General features: G+C 40.0%; 12 protein-coding genes. 8 read left to right on the top strand and 4 right to left on the bottom strand.

What is annotated here, in order from left to right; all coding sequences use genetic code 11:
* Nucleotides 1-778: 778 nt before the first annotated feature.
* From rpmH to QQS39_RS18625, 8 genes are all read left to right on the top strand, one after another.
* Nucleotides 779-922: a 50S ribosomal protein L34 gene (gene rpmH / locus QQS39_RS18660; RefSeq protein WP_004246509.1), complete on the top strand. Its 144-nt coding sequence runs from the start codon at nt 779-781 to the stop codon at nt 920-922.
* Nucleotides 923-939: 17 nt separating this feature from the next.
* Entirely contained in the window at nt 940-1,299 is a 360-nt protein-coding gene (gene rnpA, locus QQS39_RS18655) for a ribonuclease P protein component (RefSeq protein ID WP_071788569.1), read from the top strand.
* Complete coding sequence (gene yidD / locus QQS39_RS18650) at nt 1,263-1,523, top strand: membrane protein insertion efficiency factor YidD (protein WP_072064717.1); 261 nt, start codon at nt 1,263-1,265, stop codon at nt 1,521-1,523. Before rnpA ends, yidD begins: the two co-directional genes overlap by 37 nt.
* A 2-nt stretch (nt 1,524-1,525) precedes the next feature.
* Nucleotides 1,526-3,166: a membrane protein insertase YidC gene (yidC, locus tag QQS39_RS18645; protein WP_151436534.1), complete on the top strand. Its 1,641-nt coding sequence runs from the start codon at nt 1,526-1,528 to the stop codon at nt 3,164-3,166.
* A 130-nt stretch (nt 3,167-3,296) separates the two neighbouring features.
* On the top strand, nt 3,297-4,661 hold the full coding sequence (gene mnmE / locus QQS39_RS18640) for a tRNA uridine-5-carboxymethylaminomethyl(34) synthesis GTPase MnmE (protein WP_023583363.1): 1,365 nt from the start codon (nt 3,297-3,299) through the stop codon (nt 4,659-4,661).
* Nucleotides 4,662-4,809: 148 nt separating this feature from the next.
* Nucleotides 4,810-5,067, top strand: a complete 258-nt coding sequence (locus QQS39_RS18635) for a helix-turn-helix domain-containing protein (RefSeq protein ID WP_151436533.1) — start codon at nt 4,810-4,812, stop codon at nt 5,065-5,067.
* Nucleotides 5,068-6,381 (top strand): type II toxin-antitoxin system HipA family toxin, encoded by a 1,314-nt coding sequence (locus QQS39_RS18630; protein ID WP_285805154.1) that lies wholly within the window; start codon nt 5,068-5,070, stop codon nt 6,379-6,381. It abuts the gene before it with no gap.
* Nucleotides 6,382-6,796: 415 nt separating this feature from the next.
* A complete protein-coding gene (locus tag QQS39_RS18625) occupies nt 6,797-7,258 on the top strand; it encodes a DUF1097 domain-containing protein (RefSeq protein WP_151436530.1) in 462 nt (153 codons plus the stop codon).
* A 99-nt stretch (nt 7,259-7,357) separates the two neighbouring features.
* Here QQS39_RS18625 and QQS39_RS18620 read toward each other — a convergent pair whose 3' ends face one another.
* The 4 genes from QQS39_RS18620 to QQS39_RS18605 form a co-directional block, all read right to left on the bottom strand.
* A complete protein-coding gene (locus tag QQS39_RS18620) occupies nt 7,358-8,137 on the bottom strand; it encodes an ABC transporter ATP-binding protein (RefSeq protein WP_285805153.1) in 780 nt (259 codons plus the stop codon).
* An 80-nt stretch (nt 8,138-8,217) separates the two neighbouring features.
* Nucleotides 8,218-10,299 (bottom strand): TonB-dependent receptor, encoded by a 2,082-nt coding sequence (locus QQS39_RS18615; protein WP_285805152.1) that lies wholly within the window; start codon nt 10,297-10,299, stop codon nt 8,218-8,220.
* A 147-nt stretch (nt 10,300-10,446) separates the two neighbouring features.
* On the bottom strand, nt 10,447-11,487 hold the full coding sequence (locus tag QQS39_RS18610) for a FecCD family ABC transporter permease (protein ID WP_151436527.1): 1,041 nt from the start codon (nt 11,485-11,487) through the stop codon (nt 10,447-10,449).
* Nucleotides 11,484-12,491: a FecCD family ABC transporter permease gene (locus QQS39_RS18605; protein WP_151436526.1), complete on the bottom strand. Its 1,008-nt coding sequence runs from the start codon at nt 12,489-12,491 to the stop codon at nt 11,484-11,486. The genes QQS39_RS18610 and QQS39_RS18605 overlap by 4 nt, the downstream gene beginning before the upstream one ends.
* Nucleotides 12,492-12,493: the final 2 nt, after the last annotated feature.

Below are 12,493 nucleotides of genomic sequence, written 5' to 3'. Positions count from 1 at the left end.
GGCGGACTCCCCTAAAAAACAAGACTAAAAAATAAACAGGAAAAATGCAGTTAAACAATGTAGTTAAACAATGCAATCAAACAATGCAGTTAAACACTGTGCGCCTAAATACAAAGTGCACAACACCGTTCCTCTTCAATTCTTAATAAGGAACAACTCTTGGTGACAACGATTTTTTTACATCGTGACTCACGATCGCAGACTGGCTATTCTGATCGTGACGGGGGATCATATCGCAAAATGAAACGAAGATCCTCTTTCTTTTGCACAGTTTTTATGGTTTTTATCCACAGGCTTGCTGATTTACGATAATTCACCAAATGAAATATGCAAAGGCGTTCTAGTGTACTTGAGTCACCCTATAAATAGCAATTGGGGATAACTTTCTCTTCACATAAATATCCCTTTCTTATAGAAAGCGATCAAATATCTCTCATTTGATCCACTAAAGATCCTTGCGCTTTCACCATGAGTCCGTATAATCTTGCACCCTGCGTGCTTGTACCAACAAAGTCACTTATTAAGACCTTTTTTAGGTCGCTAATAAGCGTACTCGTTGCGCATAAGTCAGGATTGATTATCGGGTTTGCTAAAAAAGACGACAAAAATCGGTACTTAAAGCGTCATCTTCATTGACGCATTTGAGTGATTTTATTACAATCCCGCATCTTTCCATCATTGATGCTGCGATTGAAGTACCGGCTTGTTTATTTATTGCACGCCTGTCTGTCAACGCATTTGCTGAATCAGTAATTATATTAAGTAGGTAGAAATCGCCATGAAACGCACTTTTCAACCGTCTGTACTGAAGCGCAACCGTAACCACGGCTTCCGCGCTCGTATGGCCACTAAAAATGGTCGTCAGGTTCTGGCTCGCCGTCGTGCGAAAGGCCGCGCTCGTCTGACCGTTTCTTCGAAATAATAAAAGCTAACCATTCCGTGGTTAAGCTCGCTTTTCCAAGGGAGTTACGTTTGTTAACTCCCAAGCATTTCAATTTTGTTTTCCAGCAACCACAACGTGCGAGTTCTCCAGAAGTTACTATTTTGGGTCGCCAGAATGAGCTGGGGCATCCCCGCATCGGTCTAACAATCGCAAAGAAAAACGTTAAACGTGCTCATGAGCGCAATCGTATTAAACGATTAGCCCGTGAATACTTTCGTTTACATCAGCACGAATTACCGCCGATGGATTTTGTGCTATTAGTAAGAAAAGGGGTTGCTGAACTTGATAACCATCAATTGACGGAAGTGTTGGGTAAATTATGGCGTCGTCATTGTCGCTTGGCTCAAAAGTCCTGATCTTGCTGATTAGGGGCTATCAACTGGGGATTAGTCCTCTGTTGGGGCCTCGTTGTCGTTTTAATCCTACGTGCTCTAATTACGGAATTGAGGCATTGCGCAGGTTTGGAATGATAAAAGGTAGTTGGTTAACAGTGAAACGCATATTAAAATGCCACCCTTTACACGAAGGTGGTGATGATCCTGTCCCACCTAGAAAAAACGACGATAACAGAGAAAATTAACGATGGATTCGCAACGCAATCTTCTATTCATCGCTTTGCTGTTCGTTTCTTTCCTGATCTGGCAGCAGTGGGAGGGTGATAAAGTTTCACAAAACACCACCACTACCGCACAGGTCTCGCAACAAGCGGACGTGCCAAGCAGTGATAGTCTTGCTGTAACTGGTAACAGCAATGAGCAGGCAAAATTGATTACCGTAAAAACTGACGTACTTGATCTTCGCATCAATACTCAGGGCGGTACTATCGATGAGGCTGATTTGTTAGCCTATCCCGCCGAGCTTAATTCGACAACACCTTTCCGTTTACTGGAAACTACACCACAATTCCTGTATCAGGCTCAAAGTGGCTTAATCGGCCCTGATGGTCCAGATCAGAAATCTCGCCCAGTTTATAGTGCTGATAAAAACGAATTTGTACTTGGTGAAAACCAAGATGAATTACGTGTACCTATGACTTTCGTAAATGAAGAAGGCGTAAAATTCGTCAAAACCTTCATTCTGAAGAAAGGTCAGTACGATATCGGTATTGATTACAAAATTGAGAATACAACAGATAAAACATTGACCATGAACTTCTACGGTCAGTTAAAACAATCTGTTAAATTGCCAGAAAGCCGTGATACAGGTAGCAGCAACTTTGCGCTACACACTTATCGTGGTGCGGCATACTCATCAGATGAAACCAACTATAAAAAATACAGCTTTGGTGATATCGAAGATAAAAACTTATCTCTAACCACCAATAATGGTTGGGTTGCAATGTTACAACAGTACTTTGCAACAGCATGGGTTCCTTCTAAAGAGAGTCAGAACAATAACTTCTACTCTATCACTTTAGAAAACAAATCTATTGCTCTGATTGGTTATAAATCAGCGCCGGTGACAATTGCACCAAATAGCAGTGCTGATATCAGCTCAACATTATGGGTTGGTCCTGAAATTCAGTCAGAAATGTCAGCTATTGCGCCACATTTAGACCTATCTGTAGACTACGGTTGGTTATGGTTTATCTCTCAGCCACTGTTTAAACTGTTGAAATTCCTTCACAGCTTTATCGGTAACTGGGGCTTCTCCATCATCATGATCACCTTTATCGTTCGTGGTATCATGTACCCGCTGACTAAAGCGCAGTACACCTCCATGGCGAAAATGCGTTTACTGCAACCAAAACTGGCTGCACTGCGTGAACGTATTGGTGATGACAAACAACGTATGAGCCAAGAAATGATGGCGTTATACAAACAAGAGAAAGTGAATCCTCTGGGTGGTTGTTTACCACTAATTATCCAGATGCCAATCTTCCTTGCATTGTATTACATGCTAATGGGTTCTGTTGAATTACGTCATGCGCCATTTATGTTATGGATCCAAGACTTATCTGCGCAAGATCCGTACTACATTCTGCCATTATTAATGGGTGTGACAATGTTCGTCATTCAGAAACTGTCTCCTACAGCAGTGACTGATCCGATGCAACAAAAAATCATGACCTTTATGCCGGTTGTATTTACCGTATTCTTCCTGTGGTTCCCATCAGGTCTGGTTCTGTACTATATCGTCAGTAACTTAGTGACCATTATCCAGCAGCAGTTAATTTACCGCGGTCTGGAAAAACGTGGCTTACACAGCAGAGACAAAAAATAAGGTCACATGAGGAAAAACCTCTTCCTTGGTTACATTCAAAGGAAAGTGACATAAAATAGCGAAGGCGGTCTACAATGACCGCCTTCTGTTTTTTATATTGATATGATGATTCTGATTAAGCGAGTACACCATGCATAGCACTGATACTATCGTCGCTCAGGCCACACCTCCGGGAAGAGGCGGTGTTGGTATCCTGCGCGTTTCTGGCCCTAAAGCGGCACTTGTGGCACAAACTGTCTTAGGTAAATTACCTAAACCTCGTTATGCCGATTATCTGCCATTTCGCAATGATGATAACTCAGTGCTTGATCAGGGTATCGCCCTTTTCTTCCCAAATCCGAACTCATTTACAGGCGAAGATGTTCTAGAACTACAAGGTCATGGCGGCCCCGTTATTCTGGATTTATTACTAAAACGTATCTTACAAATTCCCGGTGTGCGTATTGCTAATCCTGGGGAATTTTCTGAACGCGCATTCTTAAACGACAAACTCGACTTAGCACAAGCCGAAGCCATTGCCGATTTAATTGATGCCAGCTCAGAACAAGCGGCACGTTCAGCGATTAATTCATTACAAGGTGCATTTTCCTCTCATATTAACGAAATGGTAGAGTCATTAACTCACTTGCGTATCTATGTTGAAGCTGCCATTGATTTCCCTGATGAAGAGATTGATTTTCTTTCTGACGGGATCATTGAAGGAAAACTTAACGCTGTTATTGCTGAATTAGATGATGTTCGTGCTCAAGCTCGCCAAGGTAGCCTGTTACGTGAAGGGATGAAAGTAGTTATCGCGGGTCGCCCTAATGCGGGTAAATCAAGCTTATTGAATGCATTAGCAGGCAGAGAAGCAGCGATTGTTACCGATATTGCTGGCACAACGCGTGATGTATTGCGTGAACATATTCATATTGATGGTATGCCTTTGCATATTATCGATACAGCAGGCTTACGTGAAGCCAGTGATGAAGTTGAACGTATTGGTATTGAGCGTGCTTGGAAAGAGATTGAGCAAGCAGACAGAGTGCTATTTATGGTTGATAGCACCACAACCGATGCCACAACACCCGAAGATATCTGGCCTGAATTTATGGCTCGTTTGCCAAATACCTTGCCTGTTACTGTTATTCGTAACAAATCAGATTTAACAGGGGAAAATGTCGAGATCACGGCACAAGGTAATTACCCGATGATCCGCTTATCCGCACGCGATGGCATGGGTATTGAATTGCTGCGCGATCACCTAAAAGAAGCCATGGGCTTTAATAGTAATACAGAAGGTGGTTTCTTAGCGCGTCGTCGCCATCTACAAGCCTTAAATACTGCAGCAGAGCACTTACAACAAGGTCATGAGCAACTGGTTTATGCAAAATCAGGCGAATTATTGGCAGAAGAATTAAGACTGGCTCAGCAAGCATTAAGCGAAATCACAGGCGAATTTACCTCTGATGACTTATTAGGTCGTATTTTCTCTAGTTTCTGTATTGGGAAGTAATCACTCATATTTACCTGCTATACCGTGTAAACATGCTTTTAACGGTTATAGCAGGTAAAATCAAATCTACACGCTATAGCCATTAAGTCTTGAACTACACGCTATAACCGGTATATTAGACTTTAACGCCTATAACCGGTAGAACATGATGATCATAATTAACGCCTATCAACTCAGCGTGCATCTAAAAGATGTACGATTAACAAAAAAGCTTTCTCAAGGTAAAGTCGCTCAAAAAGTAGGAATTCGACAAGACACCGTCTCCAATTTTGAACTTAACCCTAATTCCACCAAACTCGAAACCTTTTTCAAGCTGCTCTCTGCACTGAATTTAGAGATGGAAATTCATCCTAAAGATGCTAAAAATAGTTTAGCACGTAAAAGTGAATGGAAAGAGGAGTGGTAAATGGCAAGCCTTGATGTATATATGAATGAATACTATGTGGGCATTTTTACTAAAAAAAGCTCAGGGGCGCATTCATTTCAATATGCAGAAGAATGGGTTAACCAACAAGGAAGTCGTCCTATTTCTCTTTCTATGCCACTGCAACTGCAAGAATATCAAGGTGATTGCGTCTATAATTTCTTTGATAACCTTTTACCTGATAATACTGAAATTAGAAATCGCATTGTGACTCGCTATAATGCGAATTCAAACCAACCATTTGATCTATTAACTGCGGTTGGTGCAGATACCGTCGGTGCATTAAGGTTACTTCCTCATGGAAGTACGCCAGCTAATATCAAAAAAATAGAATATAGCAAACTTAACGAATCTGAACTGGAGAGAATTCTGCTAGGATATCAATCCAGTACTCCACTTGGTATGCTTGAAGAGTATACTGATTTCAGAATTTCTATCGCTGGCGCGCAAGAAAAAACGGCATTACTTTTAAAAGATGATCATTGGTGTGTGCCACACAATAATACGCCGACTACACATATTATTAAGCTGCCCATTGGTGTTATTGAAGGTCATTCCTATACAATGGATTTATCGAATAGTGTAGAAAATGAATATCTTTGTACCTTAATTGCCAAAGAATTTGGTCTCTCTGTTCCTCACTGCTCTATTATTAAAACAAAAAATATTAAAGCGCTTGCTGTAGAACGTTTTGATAGAAAATACTCATCAGATAAATCGTGGATAATACGTTTACCCCAAGAAGATTTTTGCCAAATTCTAAATATACCCTCAGCCCTAAAATATGAAAACGAAGGCGGGCCAGGTATTATCGATATCATGAGTTATTTACTTGGCTCATCAAATGCCGATCAAGACCGTTTTCATTTTATGAAGGCACAAGTACTGTTTTGGCTTTTGGCTGCAACAGATGGGCATGCAAAGAATTTTTCTGTTTTTATCAACCAAGAAGGGCGTTTTCATCTCACTCCTCTTTACGACATTATGTCTATCTATCCCAATTTTGGAGGGAGAGGGCTTAATCCACGAGATGCAAAACTCGCAATGGGATTACAAGCAAGCCGTGGTAAAAAATACGCTATAGAGCAAATATTCCCTCGTCACTTTTATAAAACTGCCGAAACTGTTGGATTTGAACGTTCATTACTGACTGATATTTTTAATTATTTTTATACAGAAATGGACAGTGTAATAGAACGTGTAAAACAACAACTTCCTAAAGACTTCCCTACTGAGATTAGCAATACAATATTGAATGGTATGAAAGCACGCTCTACACGATTAGCGACTATTTAGCCATTACCTGCTATACCGTGTAAATATGCTTTTAACTGTTATAGCAGGTAAATAATAAGAGATCGACATTGCGCTTAGTAACGAAACTTTTTCAAGAAAAAGCAAATTAAAAATAATTCACTTATTTTCTTTTTACCTTTTATATTCATATTATTAAATAATAATGATTCATTTATTAATAATCTCTATTAAACAATCTAGAAATTAATTTATTTACTAATTAACTATTTCGACAACGCAAACGTTTACTTTCTGTTTTTATTTTTTCTAATAAAAAGAGATATTAAATATCGCATAAATACGCATCTTAATTATGCTTTTTAATGATCTAAATATAGTAAATCAACTAATGACAATGCTAAACTTCGCCTTTAGTTAACTGGGTAAATATCCCCCTTGTATTTAAGAGTCTATCGTGAGAACGCTTTATTTTACTGCGCTGACAACAGGTATTCTTTCTGCCATTTGGGCATTTGTTGCTAATCAATTTGACTTATTAAGCTGGGCTGGCTTTTTAGGTTGTACCGCCTATTTTGCTTATCCTAAAGAGGGTATTAAAGGATTAGCCGTTACTATGGCGACCATAATGAGTGGCGTAATTTGGGCATTGGCGATTATTTATGGTAGCCAAGTCTTTAGTGATATTTCTATTTTTGGCTATGCTGTCACCGGTGTTATTGCCTTTGTTATGTGCATTCAAGCCAAAAGTACGCTACTTGCTTATATTCCTGGCACCTTTATTGGCGCATGCACGATATTTGCTGCTCAAGGGGATCTCTTTCAAACCATTCCTTCATTAATCGTTGGCGTTTTATTTGGTTATTCGATGAAAATGAGTGGGCTTTGGGTTGCCAATAAATGGCCGAAAACAGCGTAATTGATTTATGCTAACCTAAATCTAAAAGCGGTATTTAGTCATGCTAAAGCCGCTTTTTGTTTCTCAGCAACGCAGTCAGTAGCGTAGTTAGCAATATCGTTAGCAAGGTACAATCATTGGTGTTCCCACAACAGGATCAGGAATAATTTGGCATTCCAAATCAAAAACTTGTTTAATTAACGCTTGATTGATAATAGATTTTGGCTCCCCTTGCGCAATGATTTTTCCTTTCACCATCACGACCAAATTATCTGCATAGCGACACGCTTGGTTTAAATCATGTAAAACGGCAACGACGGTACGTCCTTGTTGCTGATTGAGCTTTCGAAATATATTGAGTAATTCAATTTGATAAGCGATATCCAAATACGTTGTTGGCTCATCTAACAGCAAAATTTCTGTTTGTTGCGCTAATATCATCGCGACCCAAACACGTTGCCGTTGACCGCCAGATAGCGAATCTACCGTTTTATCTGCAAATTCTACAATCCCTGTCTCTTTCATTGCTGTTTCTACGGCTAACTTATCTTCTCGGCTCCATTGATGCATAAAACTTTGATGTGGAAAGCGTCCTCTTGCCACTAAATTAGCCACGCTGATCCCAGAAGGCGCTTGCATCGTTTGTGGTAATAACGCGATTTGGCGAGCCAGTTTTTTGGTTGGCAATGTCGTTAAAGGCAGACCATCTAATGAAACATGACCTGATAATGGTTTTAATAAACAACACAAGCTACGCAATAGCGTTGATTTACCACAACCATTGGGACCAATAATGACGGTAACTTTTTTATCAGGAATAGAAAGCGAAATATCGTGGCAAATCGTTGTCTGTTGATATCCCAACTGTAAAGAATGTGTCTGTAATCGGCTATTGTGCATAACATTGTCTTTTTATTAAATGATCACATTAAGCAAAATAAGGGTGATAAATAAACATCACCCTTTGCTGTGATTTATATTTAGAAACGAACTTCTACTGAAGCACCAATCATGCGAGGACGCTGGTAAATAGCGGTATCTTTATTATTATCAGGAATAAGAATTCGCTTATCTGAATCAAATAAGTTCTGGGCAAATAACGTTGTTCTACCCCATGTAAAGTTATAGCCAAGCTGCAAATTAGCTAACCAGAAACTATCTACTTTGCCACTATCTGCATTATTCGCATTCGAGAAGTAATCCCCCGAAAACTGAACATTACCGCTAATATCCATAGCCTGTGTTAATTGATATTTAGCACCAACATTCGCCGTATAACTTGGCGCTCGGGCTAACTCTTTTCCTTCAATACCACTGTTGCCAAAGTCTTTGATTTTAGTTTTTAATAAACCAACACCTGTATTTAACTCAAGAGAGTCTATTGGTTGATAAGCAATTGTTAATTCGGCACCGTAAGTTTCAACTTTTTTCGCATTACGAATAGTGGAAGAATTTGGCCCTAAATAGAAAGGCAGTTGCATATCCTTGTAGTCGTTGTAAAACAAATTCGTCATCACACTTAACTTGTTATCCAACAGGTTATTACGTGTATAGAGACTATAATTCCACACATACTCAGGTGAATACACATAAGTGACAATCGGCTGACCAATAGTCACACCCGCACCACCACCGTTATAACCTCGACCAACAGCAAAACCGACAGTTTGATTCACAGCGGGTTTCCATGCGATATCCGCTTTAGGGAGAAACGTGTTATAGGTTTCATCAAAATCGATAGCAACGGCTTTACTTCCCCCATTACGCGTGTGGTGCTCTCGTTCAAAACGCCCTGATAAGGTGACATCAATTTCAGGGAATAACGCATAAGTTAATGAACCATAAGCCGAAGCCGTTTCTGTTTTATCGTCAAAGTAACTACCACCAAAGATATTCACAAACTCATCTTGTTTAGCATGGAAATAACGCAGACCAAAAATCCCACTTAATGCTTCACTGTCTGTTTTAAAGCGTAACATTGGCTCAAACTCAAACTCTTTCGCATCGATATCTGCACGAGGGCTTTGTGCTTCAGTTAAGCGACGCGTTGAGAAATCGGTATAAATCAGTGTATTTTCTACACTTAAATTATTATTGGCTTCCCATGTTGTATTTAAAATACCACTCGTTGTTTTACGTTTAATCACAGGGCGAAAACGTGAGGGTGCATTTGGCGCTAAATTGCTCGCCATATTGGCCTCATTTTGCGGTGATCGACTATCAAGATGGCTAACGGTTAGCTTGGCTTTAAAATCAGGATTATCTAAAGAGTCATAAAGCAGTTTTCCACGAAATGTATTGGAATGGATATCGCGCGGATCACCCGTTGGCGAGTATTTATCCATATGCACAAAGCTTTCACGCTCTTGTCTTTCTGCGGTAAAACGAAATGCTAATTTATCTTCAATCAGTGGACCTGACGTCATCACCGCATATTCACGAAAATCTTGCTGACCCGCACCCAGTTTTACTGCATTTTCCCAATAGAATGTTGGATCTTGGGTTTTAACCAAAATCGCGCCCGCAATAGCATTACGACCTTGAACATAACTTTGTGGATCACGGAAAATTTCAACCGTATTTACATCCCATAATGATTGAGCGCCATAGCCAAATTCGTTATAGGTAAATGAGCGACCATCAACAGAGAAATTAACTCTTGGGCGTGTACCACCTAAAAAAGCAATGGCACCTTGTGCAGGTCCTGAACCATCAACACCACGAATGGCAGGTAACGCATTACTATTCCCGTTATCAACAATATTAGGAGTCATTTGTAGTAATGTATTCACATCTGCATTGGGTATAGCTTCTATTTTTTTCGCATCATAGACTGTGACACTGGAGCCTGTGTCATAGATAGATTTATTCAGTTTTTCACCCGTCACAATTAATACATCCACTTTTTCATCGTGTTTTTTGTTATCTTGTGACGTTGATGTTTTTTCTATTTCTTGTGCATTTACATTAGGAACGGCAATACATAAAGTGCCTAACAAAGCTGTTTGCACAAGTGTTGTTATTGTCGCTTTTTTAGCGTGTAGAGTAAGAACTGTAGACATAAGTCTATACCTTTCATGCCATAGAGCATGCCATTAGACGATTTATAAAATACCCTCATTACATCCCAAATGTTTAATTAGTCTTTTTGGCGACCATCCCATGACTCATCCTTAAGTTAGTAAATATTTACTTCCTTTATTATTATTTTAAGTTCTCTGTTTTCTTGTCAGTAACCACAGCAAATAAAGCCCACCAATAACCCCCGTCATTAAACCAACAGGCATCGTAATATTGATGGGTAGGTTTTGTGATAACACATCAGCAGAAAGTAAAAGGAGTGATCCCATTAACGCAGAGCCTACAATGGGTAGTTTTCCTGACTGGCTTAATCTGATCACTAATTGAGGTGCAGCGAGTGCAACAAAGGCAATTGGCCCAGCGCTGGCTGTTGCTAATGAGGCAAGTAATACGGCACTAAAAATCATCACCCATCTCACTCTACCCACATGGACACCCAATTGCTGTGCCATGTCATCTCCCATTTCCATTAACGTTAATGACTTAGCATAAAAAATGATAAGTGGAACAAGGATCAGTAAACCAATAAAAGTAGGATAAACGTGTTGCCAAGTACGCGCATTTAGCGAACCTGCAAGCCAGAGATTAGCCATAATGGCATTATCAATATTGCCCTTTACCAACAATAAACCATTAAAGGCATGTAAAATGGCACCGATGCCAATACCGACTAAAATCATGGTGTAACCAGACATAACACCATTTTTTAATGACAGTAGATAAACAATTAACGCCGTTGCCATACCACCTATTAACGTAGAAATAGCGATATCCACAACCGTGCCATTAAAAATAATGATTTGAAGTAATGCCCCCGTTGCTGCACCTGTTGTAAAACCAATAACATCCGGTGAACCCAAAACATTACGAGAAATCGACTGGAAAATAGCGCCTGAAATACCTAATGCAGCCCCAACGCCCATTGCAGTAAGTAGGCGAGGTAAGCGAATATCCATTACGATTTTCTCTTTGATGCCACCTTCTGATTGTCCAACAACAATATCTATCAATGTAGAAAATTCGATGGGAAACTTACCTGTTGTTAAGGCTAAAAAAGCGAGAGAAATCATCAATAAAAACAAAATAAAGGCGATGATGATATCTTTTAGAGATAAGATCCAAGACCATGTACCCAATTGGCAGATAATCTCATTATTTTTAGGTTTCATAATGTAATGATCCGCCAACGTTTAACGAGATAGATAAAGAAAGGTCCACCAATCAGTGAGATCATAATACCGACGCTAATTTCCCCTGGTGTACCGATTAACCGCCCTAAGCAGTCTGCGACTAACATCACTAATGCACCAATCAACATCGACATCGGTAAGATACGTCGATATTCAGCGCCGACTAAACGACGAGCAAAATGAGGAGCGGTTAATCCTAAAAAGCTAATAGGACCAACCGCTGCAGTTGCACTTCCTGCAAGAAGTACGATGGCAAAAGCTGATAACAACCAAACTCGTTTTTGATTAGCTCCCAACGCATGGCTAATATCATCACCTAAAGTCACGATATCTAATGAACGAGTAAGTGAATAAGCAATCACACTTCCAATCACCACCAATACAGTAATTGGATACAACACATCGAAGCTACGTCCTTGTAATGAACCCACAACCCAATGACGGAATTGATCGAAAACACGTTCATCACTATTTACCGTAACAAGCTGTGTGATAGCGAGTAAAACCACTGAGAGAGCAACACCTGCAAGCACCATTCTTACAGGATTAAGCCCATGCCTTATCCCACCAAGAAGATAAACACCAATACCTGCGAAAAAAGCTCCTAATAAACCAAACCACATGTAAATAGTGACATCAGTGATCCCCGTTAGCGCAATTAAAGAGACAATCGCAACCATGGCTCCGGCATTAATGCCAAACAAACCGGGATCAGCAAGTGGGTTACGTGTCAGAGCTTGCATTAATGTTCCAGCTCCGCCTAATGCGACGCCAATAACTATCGCTAATAATGTGCGAGGAAAACGTAGATAGCGCACTAATAAGTGCTCACTATTTGTCGTATCAAAATCGATAAAAGCCTGCCATGTCGTGTACATAGAAACATGTCGGCTGCCTACAAATAAGCTTAATAGTGCAAAAGAGAACAAGAGGAAAATAGCGCCTCTTATTCCCCATTTTATGTTGTGGTGAGAAGTAAACATAC

This window comes from Proteus appendicitidis (assembly GCF_030271835.1).
In the GTDB taxonomy this organism is placed as follows: Bacteria; Pseudomonadota; Gammaproteobacteria; order Enterobacterales; family Enterobacteriaceae; genus Proteus; species Proteus appendicitidis.
This window is presented reverse-complemented; position numbering and strand designations above follow the sequence as displayed.